General features: G+C 73.5%; 19 protein-coding genes. 11 read left to right on the forward strand and 8 right to left on the reverse strand.

Going from position 1 to position 23,988, the window contains the following annotated elements; genetic code table 11:
• Nucleotides 1-2 precede the first annotated feature (2 nt).
• Nucleotides 3-812 (reverse strand): site-2 protease family protein, encoded by an 810-nt coding sequence (locus AB0442_RS10325; protein WP_366161996.1) that lies wholly within the window; start codon nt 810-812, stop codon nt 3-5.
• Between the two features lie 165 nt (nt 813-977).
• Between AB0442_RS10325 and AB0442_RS10330 the strand changes: the two genes are divergently transcribed.
• Nucleotides 978-4,331: a BTAD domain-containing putative transcriptional regulator gene (locus AB0442_RS10330; protein ID WP_366161998.1), complete on the forward strand. Its 3,354-nt coding sequence runs from the start codon at nt 978-980 to the stop codon at nt 4,329-4,331.
• A 22-nt stretch (nt 4,332-4,353) separates the two neighbouring features.
• Here AB0442_RS10330 and AB0442_RS10335 read toward each other — a convergent pair whose 3' ends face one another.
• The 3 genes from AB0442_RS10335 to panB form a co-directional block, all read right to left on the reverse strand.
• A complete protein-coding gene (locus tag AB0442_RS10335; RefSeq protein ID WP_363549871.1) occupies nt 4,354-5,169 on the reverse strand; it encodes an ABC transporter permease in 816 nt (271 codons plus the stop codon).
• Complete coding sequence (locus tag AB0442_RS10340; RefSeq protein WP_366162000.1) at nt 5,166-6,176, reverse strand: ATP-binding cassette domain-containing protein; 1,011 nt, start codon at nt 6,174-6,176, stop codon at nt 5,166-5,168. The genes AB0442_RS10335 and AB0442_RS10340 overlap by 4 nt, the downstream gene beginning before the upstream one ends.
• Nucleotides 6,177-6,367: 191 nt before the next feature.
• Nucleotides 6,368-7,234: a 3-methyl-2-oxobutanoate hydroxymethyltransferase gene (gene panB / locus AB0442_RS10345; RefSeq protein ID WP_344626202.1), complete on the reverse strand. Its 867-nt coding sequence runs from the start codon at nt 7,232-7,234 to the stop codon at nt 6,368-6,370.
• Between the two features lie 277 nt (nt 7,235-7,511).
• Between panB and AB0442_RS10350 the strand changes: the two genes are divergently transcribed.
• From AB0442_RS10350 to AB0442_RS10365, 4 genes are all read left to right on the forward strand, one after another.
• The gene (locus AB0442_RS10350; protein ID WP_366162003.1) at nt 7,512-9,110 is read left to right on the forward strand and encodes an MFS transporter; all 1,599 of its coding nucleotides are present in this window, start codon (nt 7,512-7,514) and stop codon (nt 9,108-9,110) included.
• 23 nt (nt 9,111-9,133) lie between these two features.
• A complete protein-coding gene (locus AB0442_RS10355) occupies nt 9,134-9,805 on the forward strand; it encodes a TetR/AcrR family transcriptional regulator (protein ID WP_366162005.1) in 672 nt (223 codons plus the stop codon).
• Nucleotides 9,806-9,992: 187 nt separating this feature from the next.
• Nucleotides 9,993-10,988, forward strand: coding sequence for an endonuclease/exonuclease/phosphatase family protein (locus tag AB0442_RS10360; RefSeq protein WP_366162007.1), 996 nt, complete (start codon nt 9,993-9,995; stop codon nt 10,986-10,988).
• A 95-nt stretch (nt 10,989-11,083) separates the two neighbouring features.
• The gene (locus tag AB0442_RS10365) at nt 11,084-11,650 is read left to right on the forward strand and encodes a maleylpyruvate isomerase N-terminal domain-containing protein (RefSeq protein ID WP_366162009.1); all 567 of its coding nucleotides are present in this window, start codon (nt 11,084-11,086) and stop codon (nt 11,648-11,650) included.
• Between the two features lie 27 nt (nt 11,651-11,677).
• Here the strand turns inward: AB0442_RS10365 and AB0442_RS10370 are convergent, their stop codons facing one another.
• On the reverse strand, nt 11,678-13,432 hold the full coding sequence (locus AB0442_RS10370) for an NAD+ synthase (RefSeq protein WP_366162011.1): 1,755 nt from the start codon (nt 13,430-13,432) through the stop codon (nt 11,678-11,680).
• 211 nt (nt 13,433-13,643) lie between these two features.
• Here AB0442_RS10370 and glnA point away from each other — a divergent pair, with 211 nt between their 5' ends.
• The 3 genes from glnA (at nt 13,644) to AB0442_RS10385 (ending at nt 16,179) form a co-directional block, all read left to right on the forward strand.
• Entirely contained in the window at nt 13,644-15,005 is a 1,362-nt protein-coding gene (glnA, locus tag AB0442_RS10375) for a type I glutamate--ammonia ligase (protein WP_363546643.1), read from the forward strand.
• A 122-nt stretch (nt 15,006-15,127) separates the two neighbouring features.
• A complete protein-coding gene (locus AB0442_RS10380; protein WP_366162013.1) occupies nt 15,128-15,424 on the forward strand; it encodes a hypothetical protein in 297 nt (98 codons plus the stop codon).
• Between the two features lie 554 nt (nt 15,425-15,978).
• Nucleotides 15,979-16,179: a hypothetical protein gene (locus tag AB0442_RS10385; protein ID WP_366162014.1), complete on the forward strand. Its 201-nt coding sequence runs from the start codon at nt 15,979-15,981 to the stop codon at nt 16,177-16,179.
• Between the two features lie 59 nt (nt 16,180-16,238).
• On the opposite strand, the gene AB0442_RS10390 is transcribed toward AB0442_RS10385, so the two are convergent.
• Nucleotides 16,239-16,376 carry a hypothetical protein gene (locus AB0442_RS10390; RefSeq protein ID WP_366162016.1) on the reverse strand — a complete coding sequence of 46 codons (138 nt, stop codon included), beginning with the start codon at nt 16,374-16,376 and terminating at the stop codon, nt 16,239-16,241.
• Between the two features lie 320 nt (nt 16,377-16,696).
• Between AB0442_RS10390 and AB0442_RS10395 the strand changes: the two genes are divergently transcribed.
• Nucleotides 16,697-17,179: a hypothetical protein gene (locus tag AB0442_RS10395; protein WP_366162018.1), complete on the forward strand. Its 483-nt coding sequence runs from the start codon at nt 16,697-16,699 to the stop codon at nt 17,177-17,179.
• 40 nt (nt 17,180-17,219) lie between these two features.
• Here the strand turns inward: AB0442_RS10395 and AB0442_RS10400 are convergent, their stop codons facing one another.
• Nucleotides 17,220-18,023 carry a beta-glucanase gene (locus AB0442_RS10400; protein WP_366162020.1) on the reverse strand — a complete coding sequence of 268 codons (804 nt, stop codon included), beginning with the start codon at nt 18,021-18,023 and terminating at the stop codon, nt 17,220-17,222.
• 380 nt (nt 18,024-18,403) lie between these two features.
• Here AB0442_RS10400 and AB0442_RS10405 point away from each other — a divergent pair, with 380 nt between their 5' ends.
• Both AB0442_RS10405 and AB0442_RS10410 read left to right on the forward strand, forming a co-directional pair.
• Nucleotides 18,404-19,612 carry a glycosyltransferase gene (locus AB0442_RS10405; RefSeq protein ID WP_366162125.1) on the forward strand — a complete coding sequence of 403 codons (1,209 nt, stop codon included), beginning with the start codon at nt 18,404-18,406 and terminating at the stop codon, nt 19,610-19,612.
• A gap of 163 nt (nt 19,613-19,775) precedes the next feature.
• Complete coding sequence (locus tag AB0442_RS10410; RefSeq protein ID WP_366162022.1) at nt 19,776-22,799, forward strand: bifunctional [glutamine synthetase] adenylyltransferase/[glutamine synthetase]-adenylyl-L-tyrosine phosphorylase; 3,024 nt, start codon at nt 19,776-19,778, stop codon at nt 22,797-22,799.
• A 46-nt stretch (nt 22,800-22,845) separates the two neighbouring features.
• Here AB0442_RS10410 and AB0442_RS10415 read toward each other — a convergent pair whose 3' ends face one another.
• Nucleotides 22,846-23,811 (reverse strand): phosphatase PAP2 family protein, encoded by a 966-nt coding sequence (locus tag AB0442_RS10415; RefSeq protein WP_366162023.1) that lies wholly within the window; start codon nt 23,809-23,811, stop codon nt 22,846-22,848.
• Nucleotides 23,812-23,988 lie beyond the last annotated feature (177 nt).

Genomic DNA, 23,988 nt, shown 5'->3' on the forward strand with positions numbered 1-23,988 from the left:
GGTCACTCCCAGAAGCGGAACAGGAACTGCCCGACCACCGGGTAGGCCTTGGAGACGCCGAACAGGTCGGTGATCACGAAGACCAGGTCGGAGAACCAGCGGCTGGCCGCGGTCTGCCAGAAGATCACGAACACCGCGAGCATGCCGTACGGCGCGAACGGCTCGATCGCGCGGCGGGTCTTCAGCGACAGCCAGGGCTCGACGATGCCGTAGCCGTCCAGCCCGGGCACCGGCAGCAGGTTCAGCAGCGCCGCGCTGACCTGCAGGAACGCCAGGAATCCGAGGGCCGCGGGGAAGGCCGAGACGATCAGCTCCTGGCCGTTCAGCACCGCCGGGTGCGCCGGGTCGTCGAACACCCCGGAGCTCACCAGGACGAGCAGGCCGATGCCGATCACCACGTTCACCAGCGGGCCGGCCGCGGAGATCAGGCTGTGCTTGACCCGGCCGCGGATCCGGTGCCGCTCGATGTACACCGCGCCGCCGGGCAGGCCGATCCCGCCCATGATCACGAAGATCACCGGCAGCACGAAGCTCAGCAGCGCGTGCGCGTACTTGAACGGGTTGAGCGTCAGGTAGCCCTTGGCGCCGATGGTGATGTCCCCGCTGTGCAGGGCGGTGCGCGCGTGCGCGTACTCGTGCAGGCAGAGCGAGACCATCCAGCCCGCCACCACGAACAGGAACACCCCGAAGCGGGGATTGCCGAAACCGCTCACCACCGCCCACGCGGAGGTGACCAGGGTCGCGAGCAGCACCCAGAAGACCGGGCTGATCCGGCTCTCCTCGCTGCGGCGCTGCGTGGTGGCGAAGGTCATGGTGCGAAAGCTCCGTGGATGGCCGGGGGCGGGCAGGGGACGATCATGCCGCGCGGCTCGCGACCGCGACAAGCCGTCACCGAAGAACGCACCGCACCCGCCCACGGTTCCACCGGTGCGAATATCCGTGCGCCCGCCACGCTGCCCGTCGACCAGAATGGGCCCGTGCACTACGGCATCCTCGGCACCACCACCGCCCACCACGACGACGGCACCCCGGTACCGCTCGGCGGCGCCCGGTTGCGCGCCCTGCTGGCCGCGCTCGCCCTGCGCCAGGGCAGGCCCGTCCCGGCCGACCTGCTGGTGGACGAGGTGTGGGGCGACGAACCGCCGCAGGACTCCTCCGCCGCCCTGCAGACCCTGGTCGGCCGGCTGCGCCGCACCATCGGCCGCGAGGAGATCGGCTCCGGGCCGGCCGGCTACTGGCTGACCGGCCGCACCGACGCCGACGACTTCCTGCGGCTCGCCGCCGACGGCCGCCGGGCGCTCGCCGCCGGCGACCACCGGGAGGCCGCCGACCGGCTGCACAGCGCGCTCGCCCTGTGGCGCGGCCCGGCCCTCGCCGACCTGCCGGACCGGGCCGGGCCCGCCGTCCGGCTGGAGGCCCGGCGCGAGGAGGCCCGCCGGCACCGGATCACCGCCGACCTCGCCCTCGGCAACACCGCCGACCTCACCGCCGAGCTCGCCGAACTCTGCGAACTGCACCCCCTCGACGAGCAGCTGCACGCGCTGGCGATCCGCGCCCTGCGCGCCGAGGGCCGCACCGCCGAGGCCCTGCAGCGCTACGAGGACACCCGCCGCATCCTGGCCGACCGGCTCGGCACCGACCCCGGCCCGGAGCTGCGCGCCCTGCACGCCGAACTGCTGGCACCCGCACCGGCCGCGCCCGCCGCCGTGCCCGCCCCGGCCGCCGGCACCCGGGCCGTCCCGACCGCGCCTGCTGCTGCCGTCCCGGCCGGCAACCTCCGCCCCCGGCTCACCAGCTTCGTCGGCCGGGACGGCGACCTCACCGCCCTCGGCCGCGCCCTGACGGCGGGCCGGCTCACCACGCTCACCGGCCCCGGCGGCTCCGGCAAGACCCGGCTCTCGGTGGAGGCCGGCCGCGCCGCCCAGCACGGCGGCTCCTGGCCGGACGGCGTCTGGATGGTCGAGCTCGCCCCGCTGGAGGACTCCCTCGCCGTCCCTGGCGCGGTGGCCGCCGCGCTCGGCCTGCGCGAGACGGTGCTGCACACCGGCGGCGCCGTCGCCGAGGTGATGGACGCCCGCCGCAGCGACCCCGTCCGCCGACTCGTCGAGCACTGCGCCGCGCGCCGGATGCTGCTCGTCCTCGACAACTGCGAGCACCTGGTGCAGGCCGCCGCCGAGCTCGCCGACCGGCTGCTCGCCGAGTGCCCCGGGCTCACCGTCCTCGCCACCAGCCGGGAGCCGCTCGGCGTCCCCGGCGAGGCGGTGCTGCCGGTCGAGCCGCTGCCCGACCCGGCCGCGCTGCGCCTGCTCGCCGAACGCGGCGCCGCCGCCCGGCCCGGCTTCGACCCCGCCGAGGACCCGGAGGCCTGCGCCGAGATCTGCCGCCGCCTGGACGGCCTGCCGCTCGCCATCGAGCTCGCCGCCGCCCGGCTGCGCGGCCTGACCCCGCGCCAGCTCGCCGACCGCCTCGACGGCCGGTTCGCCCTGCTCACCGCCGGCTCCCGCACCCTGCTGCCCCGTCAGCAGACGCTGCGCGCCGTCGTCGACTGGAGCTGGGACCTGCTCGGCGAACGCGAACGCGCCGTGCTGCGCCGGCTCTCCGTCTTCGCCGGCGGCTGCACCCTGGAGGCCGCCGAACAGGTCGTCGCCGACGGCACCCAGGTGCGCCGCGAGGACGTCGCCGACCTGTTGCTCTCCCTGGTCGACAAGTCCCTGGTGGTCGCCGACCTGGAGAACGGGCCGCGCTACTGGATGCTGGAGACCATCCACGAGTACGCCGCCGAGAAGCTCGCCGGGTCCGGCGGCGACGGCGCCGCGCTGCGTCACGTCCGCCACTACCGCGAGCTCGTCCGGATCGCCGACTTCCACATGCACGGGCACGAGCAGGTCGTGCGCCTCGCCGAGCTCGACGGCGAGCAGGAGAACATCCGGGCCGCGCTGCGCACCGCCGCCGAGCTCCGGGACGAGGAGGAGCTGCTCGTCCTGGTGCTCGGCATGAGCTGGTTCTGGTCGCTGCGGGACAACCGCCGGGAGGCCCGCGAGTGGTACGACGCGGTCTGCGCGCTCGGCCCCGACGCCTTCGCCGACGACGCGCCGCGGCCGGTGCCGCTGGAGGCCGGCCCCCTGGACGCACCGCCGCCGCTGTCGCAGGAGATGCTGGACGAGGCCCGTCGTCAGGTCCACCTGCACCGCCTGATCGACCAGTTCACCGGCAACATGGCGGCGATCGGCGACCCGGCGGTGATCGAGCTCGCCACCCGGGTGCTGGCCACCTACACCCCGGACCTGCCGCAGTCCTACCGGTTCCCCGCGCTGCTGCGGGTGTTCGCGGTCTTCCTCTCCGGCGAGCTGGACCGGATGCGCGACACGATGGACGCCGCCGTCGACGGCTGCCGCCGGTACGGCCGCCCGCTGGACCTCGCCTTCGCCCTGCAGCTGCGCGCCCGGCTGCTCAACGACTGGGTCGGCGGCCTCGACCAGGCCGTCGCCGACAGCGCCGAGGCACTGGAGATCTTCACCCGGCTCGGCAACCGCTGGGGCATGTCCGAGGCCCTCTCCGCGCAGGCGGAGAACGCCGCCAAGCAGGGCGACGGCCGACGGGCGGCCGAGGCCTACCGGCAGGCCATCGAGATCGCCGCCGAGCTCGGCGCCTGGCAGGAGGTGCCGCTACTGGAGGTCCGGCTCGGCGAGGCGCTGTTCGAGTTCGACGAGGCGGACGGCGAGCGGCGGATCCGGGAGGCGCTGGAGTCCGTCCGGGCCGCCAACCACGCGGCCGACGGCACGATGCTCTACGGCCGGCTGGTGCTCTGCAACATCCACACCCAGCGCGGGGACTACCCCGGGGCACTGGAGGAGCTCGACCGGCTGGTGATGAACAACCAGGCGTTCGGGCCGATCGTGCCGGGGGTGTTCGAGGGCATCGTCGGCTGCATCCGCGGCTGGGTCACCGCCCGGGCCGGTGACGCCCCGCGCGGCCTGGAGCTGCTCGCCGAGGGCCGCCGGGAGATGAAGGGGGTGCCCGGCGGGGCGACCGCCTTCGCCGAGCACATGGCGGTGATGCTGATGCTGCCGGCCACCGGCATCGTGCTGGCCCTCGCCGAGCAGCAGGAGGACCCGCGGCCGGCGGCCCGCCGGGCGGCCGTGCTGCTCGGCGCCCACGACGCCCTGCACGGCAGCCGCGGCTCGTACATGGAGCGCCGGGAGCGCGACCGGATGGCGCAGGTGCTGACCGGCATGCTCGGCGAGGAGGGGTACGCGGCCGGGTACGCCGAGGGCGGCCGCCTCACCCTCTCGGAGGCGGCCGCCCTGATGGACGACCCCGGCGCCCCCTGACGCCGGGTCAAGGTCCTTGCCGTCAGGTCCGCTTGCGGAAGCGGGCCACGGCCAGCGGCGCGGTGACGGCGGTGATCGCCACCGACCAGACGACCACGATCGTCACCGAGTGGGTGAGCGGGCCGCCGTTGATCAGGTTGCGGCAGGCGTCGGCGAGTGCGGACAGCGGGTTGTACTCGGTGAAGGCCTGCAGCCAGCCCGGCATGGTGCTGGTCGGGGCGAAGATCGAGCTGCCGAACTGCAGCGGCATCATGACCAGCATGCTGACGCCCTGCACGGCCTGGGCGCTGCGCAGCGACATGCCGAGCAGCATGGAGATCCAGATGATCGACATGCCGAACAGCAGGGACAGGCCGACCGCGGCGAGCAGGTGCAGGAAGCCGGTCTTGATCTCCAGCCCGAGGACCATCGAGAAGGCGATGAGGATGGTGAAGGAGACCAGGCCGCGGCAGGTCTCCGCGACGATCTTGGAGAGCAGCACCGAGGCCCGGCCGATCGGCAGGGTCCGGAAGCGGTCCATCACGCCGGTCTGGAAGTCGCTGTTGAGTCCGGTGCCGACGGCCATCGCCAGGTTGAGGCCGGTGGTGCCGAGCAGGCCCGGGATCATGTACTGGATGTAGTCGTGCTGGCTGCCGGAGACCGCGCCGCCGAAGACGTAGACGAACAGCACGGTGAAGATGATCGGGATCAGCAGCGCGTCGAGCATCGACTCGGGGTCGGCCTTGATCCGCATCAGGTTGCGGCGGGTCAGCGCGCCGACGTGGCGCAGGTGTCCGGCCGCCCCGATCCGCGGGTCGTCCGCGTGGGCGGTGGCGGGGGCGAGGGTGGCGGCGGTCATGCCACGGGCTCCTTGTCGAGGATCGGGGCGGCGGGGGCGGACGGCTTGCCGGTGATGGCGAGGAAGACCTCGTCGAGGCTGGGGAGCTTGGTGTCGATGCCCGCGATGCCGAAGCCGCGGGTGCCGAGGACGCCGACGACGGCGGTGAGCTGGTCCTCGCCGGTGAGCTGCACGGAGAGCAGCCCGGTGTCGGCGGAGAAGGTGGCGGCGACGCCGGCCTCGTGCAGGCAGCGGGCCATCTCGGGCAGCTCGGCCGGGTGCAGCGGGCGGACCTGCAGGGTCTGGCCGCCGACCTGGGTCTTGAGCTCCTCGATGCCGCCGGCGGCGATCACCCGGCCGCGGTCGATCACGGTGAGCTCGTGGGCGAGCTGCTCGGCCTCCTCCATGTACTGGGTGGTCAGCAGCACGGTGGAGCCCTCGGCGACCATCCGCTGGACCTCGTCCCAGACCTCGTTGCGGGTGCGCGGGTCGAGGCCGGTGGTGGGCTCGTCCAGGTAGAGCACCTTCGGCCGGCCGATCATCGAGGCGGCGAGGTCGAGGCGGCGGCGCATGCCGCCGGAGTAGGTCTTGGCGGGCCGCTTGGCCGCCTCGGTGAGCGAGAAGCGCTCCAGCAGCTCGGCGGCGCGGGTCCTGGACTCCTTGGCCGAGAGGTCGAGCAGCCGGCCGATCAGGTAGAGGTTCTCGTAGCCGGAGAGCAGCTCGTCCACCGAGGCGTACTGGCCGGTGAGGCCGATGGTGCGGCGCAGCTGCTTGGGCTGGCGCAGCACGTCGTACCCGCCGACGAAGGCGGTGCCCGCGTCGGGCTTGACCAGGGTGGAGAGGATCCGGACGAGGGTGGTCTTGCCGGCGCCGTTCGGGCCGAGCAGGCCGAGCACGGTGCCCTCGCGGACGGTCAGGTCGACGCCGTCGAGCGCGCGGGTGGCGCCGAAGGTCTTGACGATGCCGCGGACCTCCACGGCGTGGTTGCGGGGCCCCCGGTCGTTCGGGGCGGTGGCGATCGGTGTCATGTCCCACAGACTGCCCGGGCCCGCTGTCGGCGCTCTGTCGTCCGGCTGTCAGCGCGGGGCGGCCCGCCGTCGTCCGCCGCCGGCCGCTGTCATGCCGCCGGCACGCCGCTGTCGGGGCCCGGAACGCCGACGGCGCACCCGCCGCGGGGCGGGTGCGCCGTGCTGCCGGGCCGGCCGGTGGCCGTCCGGGGTCAGCTGAAGCTGTGCTCGGGCGCCGGGAAGGTGCCCGCGGTGACCTCGGCCGCGAACTCGCGGGCGGCGTCGCCGAGGACGGCCCGCAGGTCGGCGTACTGCTTGACGAACTTCGGCACCCGGCCGGCCGTCATGCCGGCCATGTCCGTCCAGACCAGCACCTGGGCGTCGGTGCCGACGCCCGCGCCGATGCCGACGGTCGGGATCGCCAGCTGCTCGGTGACCTGGGCGGCGAGCTCGGCGGGTACCGCCTCCAGCACCACGGAGAAGGCGCCGGCCTGCTGCACGGCCTTGGCGTCGCGCAGCAGCTGGTGGGCAGCTTCGTCGCCGCGGCCCTGGACGGGGTAGCCGCCGAAGGCGTGCACGGACTGCGGGGTGAGGCCGATGTGGGCCATCACCGGGATGCCGGCCTCGACCAGCAGCTCGATCGAACGGGCGCTGCGCTCGCCGCCCTCCAGCTTCACCGCGCCGACGCCGGCCTCCTTCATCAGGCGGGCGGCGTTGTGCATCGCCTGGGCCGGCGACTCCTGGTAGGAGCCGAAGGGCATGTCGCCGACGACGAGGGCCCGCTTGGTGCCGCGGACGACGGCCGCGGAGAGCATCACCATCTGGTCCATCGTCACCGGCACGGTGTTCTCGTAGCCGAGGTGGCAGTTGCCGGCCGAGTCGCCGACGAGCAGCACCGGGATGCCCGCCTCGTCGAAGACACCGGCGGTCAGCGCGTCGTAGGCGGTCAGCATCGCCCAGCGCTCGCCGTGCTGCTTGGCCCTGGCCAGGTCGCGCACGGTCACGCGCCGGTTGGTGATGCCGCCGTAGAGCACGGTGCCTTCCTGCGACTGGGCAGGCTGAAGCGGAGAAGCGTTCATCGAACAGGCTCCTGAAGGGTTGTCGTCTCGTGGCGCCGTACGGCGTCCCCGGATCTGCTCCCATGCTTGCACGCCGCCCGCCCGCCGCAAAGACCCGGGGCACGGGCCGTCCGTCACGCTCCGCCCGCCGTCCGGCCCGGAACCCTTTACCCAGAGTTTGCGATACGGGTCCGTCTCGTATCGAAAAAAGGGCTACGCTTGAGCCGAACGGGTTACGAGACGCCATCGGCTCGTAAGTCCGCACAGGTCTTTTTCGTACGGACGGGGAATCCACACCATGACCACCGCTGCGCCACCGCACACGTCCGAAGCAGTCCACCGCCGACGCTGGGCGATCCTGGGCACCCTGATCCTCGCCCTGCTCGTCGTCGTGCTCGACAACTCGATCCTCAACGTGGCGATGAAGACGATCGCCCAGCCCGCCCCCACCGGCCTCGGCGCCAGCCAGAGCGACCTCGAGTGGGCGATCAACTCCTACACCCTGGTCTTCGCCGGCCTGCTCTTCACCGCCGGCCTGCTCGGCGACCGGCTCGGCCGCAAGTGGTCCCTGCTCGGCGGCATGGCCGTCTTCGGCCTCGGCTCGCTGCTCTCCGCGATCGCCGACAGCCCCGGCCAGCTCATCGCCTTCCGCGCGGTCATGGGCCTCGGCGGCGCCTTCGTGATGCCCGCCACCCTCGCGATCATCATGAACGTCTTCGACCGCAAGGAGCAGCCGAAGGCGATCGGCATCTGGGCCGGCGCGGTCGGCCTCGCCATCGCCATCGGCCCGATCACCGGCGGCCTGCTGATCGAGCACTTCTGGTGGGGCTCGGTCTTCCTGGTCAACGTCCCGATCGTGGTCGTCGCCCTGGTCGCCATGTCGGTCCTGGTGCCGAACTCGAAGGACCCCAAGCCCGGCAAGCTCGACCCGATCGGCGTGGTGCTCTCCGTCATCGGCCTGGTCGCGCTGATCTACGGCATCATCAAGGGCGGCGAACTCGCCGACTTCACCGCCCCCGGCGCCTGGGTGCCGATCCTGGTCGGCGTGGTCGCGCTCGCCGCCTTCGTCCTCTTCGAGCGGCGCACCGCCCACCCCGCGCTGGACGTCACCTGGTTCCGCAACCGGGTGTTCTCCGCCTCGGTCGTCGTCATCGGCGTGGTGTTCTTCGCGCTGATGGGCGTCTCCTTCTTCGGCGTCTTCTACACCCAGAGCGTCCGCGGCTACAGCGCCCTGCAGTCCGGCATGCTGATGCTGCCGCTGGCCGCCGCCCAGATGGCCTTCGCCCCGCGCGCCCGGCTCGTCGTCGACCGCTTCGGCGTCCGCGCCACCTGCGCCGGCGGCATGGCCCTGATCGTGGTCGGCTTCCTCGGCTACCTGCTGCTCGGCACCACCACGCCGATCTGGGTCCTGGTCGTCATCGGCTTCGTGATGGGCGCCGGCATGGCCCACGTCATGCCGCCGGTCACCGTCGCCATCATGGGCTCGCTGCCCCGCGAGAAGGCCGGCGCCGGCTCCGCCATCAACAACACCTTCCGCCAGGTCGGCGGCTCGCTCGGTGTCGCCGTGCTCGGCGCGGTGCTCTCCACCGTGTACCGCGACGGCATGAGCGACCACCTCGACAAGCTGCCCGCCGGCATCCGCGAGAAGGCCGGCGAGTCCCTGGAGGCCACCCTCGCGGTCGCCGACCGCACCCGGACGCCGGGCCTGGTCGCCCCCGCCGAGGACGCCTTCGTGCACGCCATGCACGTGGTCGCCGGCCTCTCCGCCGGCATCACCGCCCTCGGCGTGGTGCTCGCCCTGGTGCTGCTGCCCGGCAGGGCACAGGCCGCCCCGGCCGCCGGCCCCGCCGCGGACGCCTCCCCGGCCGACAGCGAGCCGCGCCCGACCAGGGTCTGAGCACGTCAGGAGAGAATGGCGCCATGCACACCGAACCGACCGTCTCGGCATGCGGCGCCGACGAGGACGGCCCCGCCGCGGAGCTCTGCGCCCCGCGCCGGGGCCGCCCGCGCAGCGAGGCCGCCGAACAGGCCATCTTCGCCGCCGTCGAGGACCTGATGGAGTCCGGCAAGAGCCTCTCCGAGCTGTCCGTCGAGCGGATCGCGGCCGCCGCGGGCGTCGGCAAGGCCACCATCTACCGGCGCTGGCCCAACAAGGAGGCCCTGCTGGTCGAGGTCGTCGCCCGGCTGGAGTCGCCGCTGCCCGAGCCCAGCGGCGGCACCGTCCGCGAGGAACTCGTCCGCATGGTCGACTACATGCGCAAGCGCGGCCTCGCCAAGCGCTCCCGCTGGATGCTCAAGTCCGCGCTCAGCCAGATGAACGCCTGGCCCGAGCTGCGCGAGACCTACCAGGAGCAGGTGGTCAAACCCCGCCGCGAACTCGCCCGGGCCATCGTCCGCCGCGGCGTCGACGAGGGCGTGCTCCGTTCGGACCTCGACGTCGAGCTGGTCTGCGAGATCATCATCGGCCCGATCCTGCTGCGCTCGGTGCTCTGGGACGAGGCCCCGCTGGACGACCCGGACCTCGCGGAGCAGATGGTCGACGCCGTCCTCAACGGGGTCGGCGCACAGCCGTCCGGAGGGCGTTCCCGCTGATCGGTGGCGTGCCGCAACCTTCCGGTGGCTCCCGCGCGTCCATGCCGTCATAGGCTGAGCCGAGAATACGACCGGGCGTGTGCCGGGAGGGTCCCCGTGACCCGCCGCACACGCCCGACCGGCGCGGCCGGAAGAGGCACGGACCATTCCGGCGGTACGAGACGCCGGGTGCGGAGGAGCGGGGCGCATGGTGCAGGCGGACGAGGCAGTGGCAGCAGCCGACGGCGCACCGGCCCCACCGGCCGGCGGCCGCCGCTGGCTGGACCCGCGCCGCGGCTGGGTCACCGCCGGCCTCGCCGTCCTCACCGCGCTGCTGCTGGCCTGCCACGCCCTCGTCCCCAACCGCTGGGGCAACCTCGGCAGCCTGCTGGAGACCTTCCTGCCCTGGCTGGGGCTGGCCGTGCCGGTGCTGCTCGCGGTCGGCCTGTGGCGCCGCTCGGCGACCGCGCTGACCGCGGTGCTGCTGCCGGCGATCGTCTGGCTGAACCTGTTCGGCGGCCTGCTGACCGACAAGGGCGGCGGCCGCGGCGACTTCACCGTGCTCACCCACAACGTGGCCGCCGCCAACAGCGACACCGCCGGCACCCTGAAGCTGCTGAACGGCTCCGGCGCCGAGATCGTCGCCCTGGAGGAGATCACACCGGGCGCGGTCGCCACCTACACCGCGGGGCTGGCCGCCCGGTACCCGTACCACGCCGTGCGCGGCACCGTCGGCCTGTGGTCGACGTACCCGATCGGCGACGTCCACGAGGTCGACATCAGGATCGGCTGGACCCGCGCCTTCCGGGCCGAGGTCACCACGCCGCAGGGCCCGCTCGCCGTCTACGTCGCCCACCTGCCCTCGGTGCGGGTCAAGTCGGAGAGCGGCTTCACGGCCGGCCGGCGCGACCACAGCGCACAGGCCCTGGGCGACGCCATCGAGGCCGAGCGGCTGAAGAAGGTCATCCTGCTCGGCGACCTCAACGGCACCATGAACGACCGCAGCCTGGCCCCGATCACCTCGCAGATGCGTTCCGCGCAGGGCGCCGCCGGCGACGGCTTCGGCTTCTCCTGGCCGGCCGGCTTCCCGATGGCGCGGATCGACCAGATCCTCAGCAAGGGCAAGCTGACCCCGACCGACTCGCAGGTGCTGCCCTCCGACGGCAGCGACCACCGCGCCGTCACCGCCACCTACCGCTACTGACCGGCCCGCCTCCGCCCCGAACGCCGCCCCCGCCGCCGACGGTAGGGGCGGCGTTCGGGGCCCGCGTCCCGCCGTGCCGTGCGACGATGGCAGGCATGGACGGACGCGACGTGGACCGGGCCCTCGGCGCGGCGCTGGACGTGCTGGTCCTCCACGAGGAGGACGACTGGTCCGTCCAGGCCGGCCCGCTGACCTGGACGTGCCGCGAGACGGCCGTGCACGTCGCGCACGACCTGCTGGCCTACGCCGGCCAGCTCGCCGCCCGGCCCCGCGAGAGCTACCTCCCCTTCGACCTGGTGGTCCGCCGGGAGGCGCCGGTGGACGAGGTGCTGCAGGTCGTCCGGGCCGCCGGCGGACTGCTGGTCGGCGCGCTCGCCGTCAGCGGACCCGAGGCCAGGGCCTGGCACTGGGGCCCGTGCGACCCGTCCGGCTTCGCGGCCATGGGCGTCGCCGAGACCCTGCTGCACACCTGGGACATCACCCGCGGCCTGCGGGTCGAGTGGCACCCGCCGGCCTCGCTCTGCGCCGCTGTGCTGGCCCGGCTCTTCCCGGACGCGCCGGGCGGCGAGCCGGCCGCCGTCCTGCTCTGGTGCACCGGGCGGGCCGTCCTCGGCGGCCGGCCGCGGCGCACCTCCTGGACCTGGCAGGCCTCGCTCGGCTGAGCGGGACCGCCGGACGGGGCCACGGGGTCAGCCGCGGCGCCAGCGGTTGGTGATCGGCAGACGGCGGTCCCGGCCGAAGCCCTTGGCCGAGATCTTCGGGCCCGGCGGGTACTGCCGGCGCTTGTACTCGGCGGTGTCGACCAGCCGGACCACCCTGTCCACCACCTCGGGCGGGAAGCCCTTGGCCACGATCGCGTCCCGGCCGAGGTCGCCCTCGACGTACAGGTCGAGCACGGTGTCCAGCAGGTCGTAGTCGGGCAGCGAGTCGGTGTCGACCTGGTCCGGCCGCAGCTCCGCGGACGGCGGCTTGCTGATGGTGTTCTCCGGGATCGGCGGCACCTCGCCGCGCGCCTCGGCGGCCTCGTTGCGCCACCTCGCCAGCCGGAAGATCAGCGACTTGTAGACGTCCTTGATGGGCCCGTACGCGCCCACCGAGTCGCCGTACAGCGTCGAGTAGCCGACCGCCAGCTCGCTCTTGTTGCCCGGCGCGAGGACGATGTGGCCCTCCTGGTTGGAGACCGCCATCAGCAGGGTGCCGCGCAGCCGGGACTGCAGGTTCTCCTCGGCCAGGCCGGTCAGCCCCAGCGAGCCCATGTAGGCGTCGAACATCGGGGCGATCGGCACGGTGCGGAAGTTGAGGCCGGTGCGGCGGGCCAGCTCGGCCGCGTCGTCCTTGGAGTGCTCCGAGGAGTACCGGCTCGGCATCGAGACGCAGTGCACGTTCTCCGCGCCGACCGCGTCCACCGCGATCGCGGCGACCAGCGCCGAGTCGATGCCGCCGGACAGGCCGATCAGCACCGACTTGAAGCCGTTCTTGCGGACGTACGCCCGGGTGCCCACGACCAGCGCGGCGTAGATCTCCGCCTCGTCGTCCAGCCGCGGCGCGACCTCCGCGGCGACCGGCTCGGCCGGGGCCGGCAGCGGCTCGCCGCCGAGGTCCACCCGCACCAGGTGCAGCCCGTCCGTGAGGATCAGGCCGTCGGTGTGCTCGGCGGAGGCGGCCGGCAGCTCCAGGTCGGTGAGCAGCAGCCGCTCCTCGAACTGCGGGGCCCGGGCGAGCACCGCGCCGTCCTTCGAGACCACCACCGAGTCGCCGTCGAAGACCAGCTCGTCCTGGCCGCCGACCATGTTCAGGTAGGCGAGGGTGCAACCCGCCTCGGCGGCCCGCCGCTGCACCAGGTCGAGGCGGACGTCGTCCTTGTTGCGCTCGTACGGGGAGCCGTTGACCACCAGCAGCAGGCCGGCCCCGACCTCGCCGGCGGCGGTGGCGCGGCCGCCGTCCTGCCAGATGTCCTCGCAGATCGCCAGCGCGACGTCCACCCCGTGCAGGGTCAGCACCACCAGCTGGTCGCCCGGGACGAAGTAGCGGTACTCGTCGAAGACGCCGTAGTTGGGCAGGTAGTGCTTGGCGAAGCGGGTGACCACCTCGCCGCGGTGCAGCACCGCGGCGCAGTTCTGCGGGGAGCCGGCCGGGCGGTGCAGGCGCGGCGAGTCGTGGTCGGAACGGCCCAGGTAGCCGACCACCACCGGCACCTCGCCCAGGCCCTCGTCCCGCAGCCGGGCGGCGAGCTCCACCAGGGCGGTGCGCGAGGCCTCCACGAAGGAGCCGCGCAGGGCGAGGTCCTCGACCGGGTACCCGGTCAGGGCCATCTCGGGGAAGGCGACCAGCTGGGCGCCCGCGTCGGCGGCCTGCCGGGTCCAGCGCACCACCTCGTCGCTGTTGCGGGCGATGTCGCCGACCCAGGGGTCGTTCTGGCACAGGGCGAGACGCAGATTCGGCATGGCCCCGAGTGTAATCGTCTAACTGACGTTATGTCGCGGGGGGTATCCCCGGGGCCCGCCGTCCACCCTTCGGTCGGCGGCCACCCAGGGGTGGACGGCGGGCGATGATCCGCCATGATGGGATCGGTCGCGGGACCATGCGCCGCTCCGGCAGGCGCCCGCCGCCGCCGGGCGTAACACGGACGTAAAGAGCAGAGGTGAGACTGTCCCCATGGGCAAGCAGCAGGAGTTCGTGCTTCGCACGCTCGAGGAGCGTGACATCCGTTTTGTCCGGCTGTGGTTCACCGACGTCCTCGGGTTCCTGAAGTCGGTCGCAGTCGCGCCCGCCGAGCTGGAGCAGGCCTTCGAGGAGGGCATCGGCTTCGACGGCTCGGCGATCGAGGGCTTCGCCCGCGTCTACGAGTCCGACATGATCGCCAAGCCGGACCCGACCACCTTCCAGATACTGCCGTGGCGCTCCGAGACCCCGGGCACCGCGCGCATGTTCTGCGACATCCTCATGCCGGACGGCTCCCCGTCGTTCGCCGACCCGCGGTACGTGCTCAAGCGCACCCTGGAGAAGGCCTCCGCACAGGGCTTCACCTTCTACACCCACCCCGAGATCGAGTTCTTCCTCCTGAAGAACCTCCCCGGCGACGGCACCGCACCGATCCCGGCCGACCAGTCCGGCTACTTCGACCACACCCCGCGCGGCGTCGGCCACGACTTCCGCCGACAGGCCATCACCATGCTGGAGTCGATGGGCATCTCGGTGGAGTTCTCCCACCACGAGGGCGCCCCCGGCCAGCAGGAGATCGACCTCCGGTACGCGGACGCGCTCTCCACCGCCGACAACATCATGACCTTCCGCCTGGTCATGAAGGAGGTCGCGCTGGAGCAGGGCGTGCACGCCAGCTTCATGCCCAAGCCGTTCTCCGACCACCCCGGCTCCGGCATGCACACCCACGTCTCCCTCTTCGAGGGCGACCGCAACGCCTTCCACGAGTCCGGCGCCGAGTACCAGCTCTCCAAGGTCGGCCGCTCCTTCATCGCCGGCCTGCTCAAGCACGCCGCCGAGACCGCCGCCGTCACCAACCAGTGGGTCAACTCCTACAAGCGCATCTGGGGCGGCTCGCAGCGCACCGCGGGCGCCGGCGGCGAGGCCCCCTCGTACATCTGCTGGGGCCACAACAACCGCTCCGCGCTGATCCGCGTCCCGATGTACAAGCCCGGTAAGCAGGGCTCCACCCGCGTCGAGGTCCGCTCCCTCGACACCGGCTGCAACCCCTACCTCGCCTACGCCGTCACCCTCGCCGCCGGCCTCAAGGGCATCGAGGAGGGCTACGAACTCCCGGCCGGCGCCGACGACGACGTGTGGGCCCTCTCCGACGGGGAGCGCCGTGCGCTCGGCATCCAGCCCATGCCGCAGAACCTCGGCGAGGCCATCGACCTGATGCAGCGCAGCGAACTCGTCGCCGAGACCCTGGGCGAGCACGTCTTCGACTTCTTCCTGCGCAACAAGCGCCAGGAGTGGGAGGAGTACCGCTCCGAGGTCACCCCGTTCGAGCTGCGGAAGAACCTCCAGGTGCTGTAACCGCAGGTCAGAGCAGGTCTGAAACGCAAGGAGCCCCTCGGGCCGGCGGATCGCATCCGTCGGCCCGAGGGCGTTCTGTCGGGCGGCCAAAGGCGCTTCCTGTGAGGTGGATAGGTGTCGGGGTGGAGCAGGACGACCTGGTGATCGATGTGCGGGGATGCCGGATCGAGTCCCTGCGCGACTTCGTGGCGGCGGTCCGTGCGGTGGAGTCCGAGGCCTTTCCGGAGTGGCAGGGGTGGAGCCTGGACGCGTTGTGGGACACGTTCTGGACCGGCGGGATCTCCGACCTCATCGACAACAACTTCGTGGTCGTCCGCGCCGACCGGGGCGGGCTGCTGGTGCCCGGCAACCGTTCCGGCGAGGGCCTGGTGGAGCTGTTCGCCGAGGTGTCAGGGGCCCGCCTGGAACTCTTCGACTGACCTCTCGCTCCGCGTTGCCGGTGGATGCATCCCGCCGGCCCGAGGGGCGTTCTCAGGACTGTGGCCGGGGGTACCGGGTGGCCGGTGAACCCTTCCAGGTCGGCCGGGCGTCCTTCTTCTCGACCGCCACGCGTCAGGGAGAACAGACACGGCGGACAAGGGCGTCGAGCGGAACGGCGAGCAGGGTTCCGGCTCAGGACCCTGGTGGGCGGGGCGCGGGACGTGGGGAGCCGTCGGGCTGATCGTCCTGGGTGGAGTCGCGGCGGTCTGGGTCACCTTCGAGTTGCCCGGCGCCCCGGAGAACCGGGCGTCCGGCTACCACTGGGCCGCCAGGCTCGTCGCCGTCGGCCTGGTGGTCCTGGGCTGCACCGTGCTGGGCCGCCGCCGTGCCGGGTCCGCCGCCGTCGAGGAGGCGGGCAGCAGCAGGACTGATGCCGCGGCCCGGTGCCCCTCCCGGAGAGGGGTGTTCGTACGGGGTGCCGGTGCCGCCGCCGCGACCTACCGTCGACGTAGTTCGATGTCACACCGTCCCATCGCACAGTCAGGAGTCAGGCATGGCCGACTACGAAGTGCACGCCCAGGCCGCGATCGACATCCTTGCGCGGACCAAGATCACTGGCATCAACTCCACCAGCGAAACCCGCATTCAGGCGGCCCAGGTGGAGGCCCTGTTGGCGCTCGCCGCGGCCGTCGCCGGCCGTCATGCGGGAGCCGCGCCGCAGCCGCCGCAGTACCCGCCCCGCGTCGGCGGGTAGCCCCGCACCGGGACCGTCGGCTCGCTCCATGCGGTCCCGGTGCGGTGCCTGCGGTGCGGTCAGGAGACGGGCGTGACCGCCAGCCAGTTGCTGGACAGGCCGCCCTGGGCCAGGCCGGTGAAGGTGCCGTTGGTCTCGAGTCGCCCGGTGGCGATGTGGCCGTTGTCGGGGCGGTAGAAGAGCAGTTCGCTTGACATGGGATTCCTCGGTTGCCGTCGGGCAGCCGGCGCGCAGGGGGTGTCCCCCGGCCGGGTGGGTTCCTCGGCAGGGGGCGTCCGTCTGTGGGCATTCGCGGGGCCGCCACCGGCCACGTGACCTCGAACGACTGACGCGGGCATGTCGGATCATCGCGGAAAGTAGTGACTGCTCGGGTCCGTGCGAGGGGCTGACGGGGCGTAGCCTCCGGCGCTCCCGCCGGGTGCGGCGGCGACTGCCGGCGGCAGGTGGCGGGCCGCGGGGGCGGTGGCGTCGATATGATCATCACTGGTTCGAACGGGCTCGGGGGCGGGGAATGCGCGTGCGGGGACTGGCGTGGGCGGCCGTGGCGGCTGCCGGGCTGGTGGCGGTGACGGTGACGGGGTGCGGGGCGGACGGGGAGGTCGCGGCGGACACCGGCCGGCCGGCCCCCGTTCCGGTGGGGTCCTCGTGCGCGCCGTCGGTCGCGCCGGGGGCTTCGGAGGAGCCGGCTGCCGAGACGGCGCCCGGTGCGGTGGTGGAGGACGTCCCGGAGGAGGTCCGCTGCCTGCCGGGCGTGGCCCACGGGACGGTGCTGGTGCAGCCCTCGCCGTCCGGGCTGCCCCGCCGTTCGCTGATGGTGAGCGCGGTGGCGGGCGCCGATCACGCGCAGGCCTCGGAACTCTGCCGCAGGCTCACCGCGCTGGGCTACGGCCCGGGGGGCCGGCACGGGATGGAGTTGCTGAGCGTCGCCGGCGGCGGATCCGCCGGGACGTACCTGTCGAGCGCCGGGACGTCCGGGCGCGACTGCCTCCAGGTGGCCTGAGCCGGCGTCGGTCGGCGCGCGTCGGTCGGTGCGCGGCCGGTCAAGGCGCGTCGGGCAGGCCGACCGGCGCCGGCCGCTGGATCATCACCAGGTCGGACTCCAGGGTGGCGGGGGTGCTGCCCGGCGGCCGGGAGTGGAAGGCGCCGTCGTTGACCGACAGGTTGAGGATCGGGTAGGCGGCGAAGTCGGGGCCGACGCCGGTGCGGTCGGCGAAGGCGGCGGTGAGGCGGTTGCGGTCGGTGCCGATGTACCAGGTGGTGTTGTCGGCGCCGAACCTGGCACCGATGTAGATCCACTTCCCGGCGCCGACGTAGGGCGCGGTGAAGACGGTGTCGCCGCTGCGGACGTGGTTGACGAACTCGATGTTCTCCGGCCGGTCGGCGTGCCATTCGAAGACGTCGACCTCGTTGTGCCCGTCGCGCCAGGTCCACAGCGCGGGCCAGGTGCCGGTGTCGGCCTGCGGCAGGCGTATGTGGGCGAGCAGGAAGTCCCCGGTGCGGACCTGGACGCCGTTGCCGCCGGAGCTGCAGGAGTCGCCGGTGGTGAGCAGCCCGGTGTTCCAAGCGCCGTCCGGCCGCGGGGTGGCGGTGATGACGAGGTGGCCGGACGCGGCGGAGAGCGCGGCGGTGGTGAGCCGGTCGAGCTTCCAGGCGTTCGGGTTGTCGCTGCTGTCGGTGCACCGGGAGTAGGCGGCGGTCTGCCAGCCCCAGGTTCGCCCCGGGCCGACGTCCAGGGTGGCGAAGGTGTCCATGAAAACGATGCGGCCCGGTGCGGGGACGGCTCGGTGGGTACCGCCCGGGGCGGCGGCGAGCGCGGCCGCCAGCAGCAGGTGGAGCGGGTGCATGTCCCTCCTCGACCGGCAGCCGTCCGGCTGACGGCGGGGCTCCGGTGGTTTCACGATGCGCGGTCGGCCCGGCGGATACCCGTATCCAGAGCTGACCGGATGAATTGACGGAGAGCCGCGACGGCCGCGCTGTGTGATGAGCTGACAGCAGGCGGCTGCGTGGTACATCTGACTCATCCACCGGACCGCACCATCTCCCCGGTCGGCCGGAACCGTCGGACGGAACCCGTCCGTGGACGGAACAAAAAGGAGGCAGAGGGAATGTACGGACTCGCCCATACCGGTGTCGCCTCGCTCGCCATGCTGGCCATCGGGGGTGCGACCACCGCGGTCGGCGCGGCAGTGAAGTGGTTCGCACGCCGGTGACGCATTCGGTCACCGTGCTGATTCCGGCACACAACGAGGCGGATTTCATCGCGACCGCGGTGGAATCCGCCTTTTCTCAGAGCGTGCCGCCGCAGAAAGTCATCGTCATTGCTGATTCGTGTACGGACGGGACGGCGCGGATCGCCGCGGAATGCGGAGCCGAGGTCATCGAGGTCGGCTTCGCGAGCAAGCCCCGCTCGCTCAACCACGCCCTGGAGCGGGTCACCACCAGCCATGCCGCACTGCTGGACGCCGACGGTTACTTCGCCTCCCGGCAGGTCTTCGAGACCTGCCTGCGGGTGATGGACGAGCACGGCTACGGCGGCGTCTGCCTGTCGGTCACCCCGCACAGCAGCACCGGGCTCTTCCAGCGCTCCCGGTCCGTCGAGTGGGCCTCGGCGCACCGGATCTCCCGGATCGTCGAGACCTGGCACGGCTGGGTCGCGGTGCTCTCCGGCTCGGCCGGCCTGTACCGGGTGGACGACCTGCGCGCGGTCGGCGGCTGGTCCACCGACAGTCTCTGCGAGGACGTCGAACTCGCCCTCAAGATGAACCGCCACGGACGCCCGGCGGGCTTCGTCCGCGGCGAGTTCGTCGCCGTCCGCGACCCCCGCGGCTGGCGCGAGTACTGGGCCCAGACCCACCGCTGGGCCTCCGGCTGGGCCCAGGCCATCGACAAGCACAAGGGCCTGTTCTTCCGCAGCTGGGGGTTCACCAAGGTCTTCGGCGCCATGATGGTCGACAGCGCCCTGCTGGCCGCGGGCTACGTCTCGCTGCTCTACCACCTGGCCACCGGGTTCACCGAGTTCGACGCGGTGCGCTGGTTCGGCTCGTGGTTCCTGGTCATGGCGGCGGTCACCCTCACCACCGCCAGTCTCCAGCTCGGCGTGCGGCGGGCGCTCGCCTGCTACCCCGCCTACCTGCTGGTCGGCACGCTGGGCACCGCCTTCGCGCTCTGGGTGATGTTCCGCGAATGGGTGCTGGGCCGGCACCTGGTCTCCTGGACGGGCCGCCAGCGCCGGCGCACCGTCGTCACCCCGATCTCCGACCGCCGGCGCCGGGCCCTCGGCCTGCTCGGCTCCGGCGCCGGCTGGGGCACCGCCCTGCTCGGGGCCGTCCGCGGCGACACCGGCCTGGCCGCCGCCGGGATCGCGCTGGCCGTCGCGGTGCCGTTCGCCGCCCTCCCGTGGCGCCGGATCCGGCGGACGCTGCTGCTCGCCTAGCAGTTGTCGTCGAACGGCGCTCGGGTGGTCGATCCACGCGCCCCCGGAGGCATCCGTACGTCTTGAGGACAGCTCCTACAGGCCGGACGGGCCGCGGCACACCGCGGCCCGTAGGCTCGTAGACACGCACCCGTCGGACGGGCCGCGAACACCGGGAGGGGCGATGTCGGTGGATGAACGGACCGGCGGCCGGACCAGCCGTCTGGAGGTCCGGCTGGTGAGGCGCGGCTTCGAGGACCCGGACGCCGCCGTGGCGCGCCTGGCCGAACCGGCGCTCACCGGCCTCGCCGACGACTCCGTGCTGCTGGACTCGCTCGGCTCCACCGCCGACCCCGACCTCGCCCTGCTCGGCCTCGCCCGTCTGCTGGAGGCCCTCGACGAGCCCGAGCGGCACACCCTGCGCGACACCCTCACCACCGCCAAGCCGCTGCGCGACCGCCTGCTCGCCGTGCTCGGAGCCTCCGCCGCCCTCGGCGACCACCTGGCCCGCCACCCGGAGGACTGGCACGCGCTGGTCAGCTTCGAGCAGCACGACATCCACCCGGGCGCCGCCGAGTTCCGCCGCGCCCTCGCCGAGCGCGTCTGGGCCGCCGACCCGCCGCGCCGCCCCGACGTGCTGCGCACCGCCTACCGCCGCTGCCTGCTCGCCATCGCCGCCCGCGACCTCACGGGCACCACCGACCTGTCGCAGGCCTCCGCCGAACTCGCCGACCTCGCCGGCGCCACCCTGCAGACCGCCCTGGACATCGCCTCCGCCGAGGACCCGGACGCCGCGGCGGCCTGCCGGCTGGCCGTGATCGGCATGGGCAAGTGCGGCGGCGGCGAACTCAACTACGTCTCCGACGTGGACGTGGTCTTCGTCGCCGAGGCGGCCGAGGACACCGAGGAGCACCGGGCGATGCAGGCCGCCACCCGGCTCGCCGCCCGGCTGATGCGGATCTGCTCCGACACCACCGGCGAGGGCGTCATCTGGCCGGTCGACGCCAACCTCCGCCCGGAGGGCCGCAACGGCCCGCTGGTGCGCACCCTCGCCAGCCACCTCGCCTACTACCAGCGTTGGGCCAAGACCTGGGAGTTCCAGGCGCTGCTCAAGGCCCGCCCGGTCGCCGGCGACGAGGAGCTCGGCGCTGCCTACACCGAGGCCATCGCCCCGCTGGTGTGGCAGGCCGCCGCCCGGGAGAACTTCGTCGCCGACGTCCAGCAGATGCGCCGCCGGGTCGTCGACGCGATCCCCGCCACCGAACTCGACCGGCAGCTCAAGCTGGGCCCCGGCGGCCTGCGCGACGTCGAGTTCGCCGTCCAGCTGCTCCAGCTGGTGCACGGCCGCACCGACCCCTCGCTGCGCAGCGGCAACACCCTGCGGGCGCTGCAGGCGCTCAGCGACGGCGGCTACGTCGGCCGCGCCGACGCCGCCTCGCTCGACACCGCCTACCGCTTCCTGCGCGCGCTGGAGCACCGCATCCAGCTGCACCGGCTGCGCCGCACCCACCTGATGCCGACCGGCCAGGCCGACCAGCGCCGGCTGGCCCGCTCGCTCGCCGTCCTGATCAACGACGACACCCGGGCGGACCCGGTCGCCGCCCTGCAGCGCGAGTGGAAGCGGCACGCCGTCGAGGTCCGCCGCCTGCACGAGCGGCTGTTCTACCGGCCGTTGCTGGACGCCGTCGCCGAGCTGCCGGCCGGTGCGGCCGGTCTGCGCCCGGACGCCGCCAAGGCCCGGCTGGAGGCGCTCGGCTACGCCGACCCCGCGGCCGCGCTGCGCCACCTGTCCTCCCTCGCCTCCGGCGTCAGCCGCAAGGCCGCCATCCAGCGCACCCTGCTGCCCGTCCTGCTCGGCTGGTTCGCCGACTCCGCCGACCCGGACGCCGGACTGCTCAACTTCCGGCAGGTCTCCGACGCGCTCGGCCGCACCCCCTGGTACCTGCGGCTGCTGCGCGACGAGGGCGCCGCCGCGGAGCAGCTCGCCCGGGTGCTGTCGGCCGGCCGGCTCGCCCCGGACCTGCTGCTGCGCGCCCCCGAGGCGGTCGCCATGCTCGGCGACCCGCAGGGCCTGGTGCCGCGCGGCCGGGCCGCGCTGGAGCAGGAGATCCTCGCCGCGGTGGGCCGGGCCGGGGACGCCGCCGCCGGGGTGGCCGCGGCCCGCGCCGTCCGCCGCCGCGAACTGTTCCGCACCTCCGCCGCCGACGTGCTCGGCCGCCTCGGCGACGACCCCGCGGAGGCCCTCGACACCGCGGCCGAGGCCCTGACCGCCCTCAACGCGGCCACCCTGCAGGGCGCGCTGCGGGCCTGCACCGCCGGCTGGGAGGCCCGCAACGGCGAGCTGCCGACCAGGATCGCGGTGATCGCGATGGGCCGCTTCGGCGGCCACGAGCTGGGCTACGGCTCCGACGCGGACGTCCTGCTCGTCCACGAGCCGGTGCTGGAGGCCCTCGACGAGGACGCCGCCCGGGCGGCGCACGCCGTCTGCAACGAGCTGCGCACCCTGCTCGCCGCCCCCTCCACCGAGCCGCCGCTGCTGGTCGACGCCGACCTGCGCCCCGAGGGCCGCAACGGCCCGCTGGTGCGCACCCTCGCCTCGTACGCCGCCTACTACCGGCGGTGGTCGCACGTGTGGGAGAGCCAGGCGCTGCTGCGGGCCGAGCCGGTGGCCGGCGACGCCGAGCTCGGGGCGCGGTTCCGGGCGCTGATCGACCCGCTGCGCTACCCGGGCGGCGGGGTGCCGGAGCGCGACCTGGTGGAGATCCGGCGGATCAAGGCCAGGATCGAGTCCGAGCGGCTGCCGCGCGGCGCCGACCCGACCACCCACACCAAGATCGGCCGGGGCGGCCTCGCCGACGTCGAGTGGGTGGTGCAGCTCTTCCAGCTCCAGCACGGCCACGAGCTGCCGGGGCTGCGCACCACCCGGACGCGGGCGGCGCTGGCGGAGGCGGCTCGGGCCGGGCTGGTCTCGCACGAGGACGCCCTGGTGCTGGACGCCGCCTGGGTGCTGGCCTCCCGGGTGCGCAGCGCGGTGATGCTGGTGCGCGGCCGGGCCGGGGACAGCTTTCCCGGCGACGCCCGGGAGCTGTCCGGCGTCGCCCGCTACCTGGGCTACGGGGCCGGGCACTCCGGGGAGCTGGTGGACGACTACCGGCGCACCACCCGGCGGGCCCGTGCGGTGGTGGAGCGGCTGTTCTACGGTCCGTGACGGTCGCGCGCCGGGGCCGGGGCAGGGGGAGCGCGGCCGGGGGCGGTCAGTTGCGGCCGGCGCCGACCGGGGTCGTCCAGTGCACCGGCACGGTGACCGGCTGCGGGCGCGGCCCGCCCGGGACCCTGGGCAGCTGGTACGCCCAGACGTGGTAGAGCAGCCGGGCGGCCAGGAAGCCGACCGCGAGGCAGAGCACGCCGCCGACGGCGTCCATCCAGAAGTGGTTGGCGGTCGAGACGATCACGACCAGGGTGGCCGCCGGATAGGTCAGGCCGAGCGCCCGCACCCAGGTGCGGCGGGCCAGGAAGAAGATCGTCAGACCGCACCAGAGCGACCAGCCGATGTGCATCGAGGGCATCGCCGCGTACTGGTTGGAGACGTGCGCCGCCGGGCCGGAGGCCATCGACCCCCAGGTGTGGTGGGCGGCGACGGTGTCGATGAAGTTGCCGCCGGTCATCAGGCGGGGCGGTGCCAGGGGGAAGCAGTAGAAGCCGACCAGCGCGATGCCTGTGGTGACGAAGAGGACCGTCCGGGTGGCCGCGTAGCGGCCGGGATGCCTGCGGTACAGCCAGACCAGCACCCCGATCGTGACGACGAAGTGCAGGGTCGCGTAGTAGTAGTTCATACCGACGATCAACCACTCGGCCCGGTCGACGGTGTGGTTGACCGCCCGCTCTATGCCCACGCCGAGGGTGCGCTCGAAGCGCCACACCCAGTCCGCGTGCTTCTGGGCGATCGCGGCCTGCTCGGGGACGGCGTTGCGCACCAGCGAGTACAGCCAGTAGCTGATGCCGATCAGCGCCAGCTCGAACCAGAGCCGGGGCCGGACGGGGGAGCGGCGCTGGGTGCGGACCCGGGCGCGGAGCGCGGCGGAGCGCGTACGGGCGGCGCTGGTGGCTCCGTCCGGCAGCGAGGTCCTGGGATGAACGCCCTCGCCCGGGACGGAACCGCCGGTGGGCGCCGCACCGGCGCGGTCGGCGTCGGCTGCGTGGATCTCGGTCGGTTCCCCCATGGACGAGAAGTCTGCCAGACGTCCCGTGGCCGTCCGCTCATCCTCCGGTCGGGGATTCTTCACCGGCTGTCCCCCTGCGGATGGAGGGGGAGTGGGCCTGGGGGGACGCATGCAATCCATTGTTGCGTGTGCGCATCAGGGGGGTCGACCCGGGGTCGGGGAGCCCCGGGGCCCCGG

It is taken from the genome of Kitasatospora sp. NPDC085895 (assembly GCF_040702125.1).
Lineage (GTDB): Bacteria > Actinomycetota > Actinomycetes > Streptomycetales > Streptomycetaceae > Kitasatospora > Kitasatospora arboriphila.

Bases quoted from the DNA above. Each gene is read 5' to 3' on its own strand.
- AB0442_RS10325 (WP_366161996.1), bottom strand. From the start codon at position 812: ATGACCTTCGCCACCACGCAGCGCCGCAGCGAGGAGAGCCGGATCAGC.
- AB0442_RS10335 (WP_363549871.1), bottom strand. From the start codon at position 5,169: ATGACCGCCGCCACCCTCGCCCCCGCCACCGCCCACGCGGACGACCCG.
- AB0442_RS10340 (WP_366162000.1), bottom strand. From the start codon at position 6,176: ATGACACCGATCGCCACCGCCCCGAACGACCGGGGGCCCCGCAACCAC.
- panB (WP_344626202.1), bottom strand. From the start codon at position 7,234: ATGAACGCTTCTCCGCTTCAGCCTGCCCAGTCGCAGGAAGGCACCGTG.
- AB0442_RS10350 (WP_366162003.1), top strand. From the start codon at position 7,512: ATGACCACCGCTGCGCCACCGCACACGTCCGAAGCAGTCCACCGCCGA.
- AB0442_RS10355 (WP_366162005.1), top strand. From the start codon at position 9,134: ATGCACACCGAACCGACCGTCTCGGCATGCGGCGCCGACGAGGACGGC.
- AB0442_RS10360 (WP_366162007.1), top strand. From the start codon at position 9,993: ATGGTGCAGGCGGACGAGGCAGTGGCAGCAGCCGACGGCGCACCGGCC.
- AB0442_RS10365 (WP_366162009.1), top strand. From the start codon at position 11,084: ATGGACGGACGCGACGTGGACCGGGCCCTCGGCGCGGCGCTGGACGTG.
- AB0442_RS10370 (WP_366162011.1), bottom strand. From the start codon at position 13,432: ATGCCGAATCTGCGTCTCGCCCTGTGCCAGAACGACCCCTGGGTCGGC.
- glnA (WP_363546643.1), top strand. From the start codon at position 13,644: ATGGGCAAGCAGCAGGAGTTCGTGCTTCGCACGCTCGAGGAGCGTGAC.
- AB0442_RS10385 (WP_366162014.1), top strand. From the start codon at position 15,979: ATGGCCGACTACGAAGTGCACGCCCAGGCCGCGATCGACATCCTTGCG.
- AB0442_RS10390 (WP_366162016.1), bottom strand. From the start codon at position 16,376: ATGTCAAGCGAACTGCTCTTCTACCGCCCCGACAACGGCCACATCGCC.
- AB0442_RS10400 (WP_366162020.1), bottom strand. From the start codon at position 18,023: ATGCACCCGCTCCACCTGCTGCTGGCGGCCGCGCTCGCCGCCGCCCCG.
- AB0442_RS10410 (WP_366162022.1), top strand. From the start codon at position 19,776: ATGTCGGTGGATGAACGGACCGGCGGCCGGACCAGCCGTCTGGAGGTC.
- AB0442_RS10415 (WP_366162023.1), bottom strand. From the start codon at position 23,811: ATGGGGGAACCGACCGAGATCCACGCAGCCGACGCCGACCGCGCCGGT.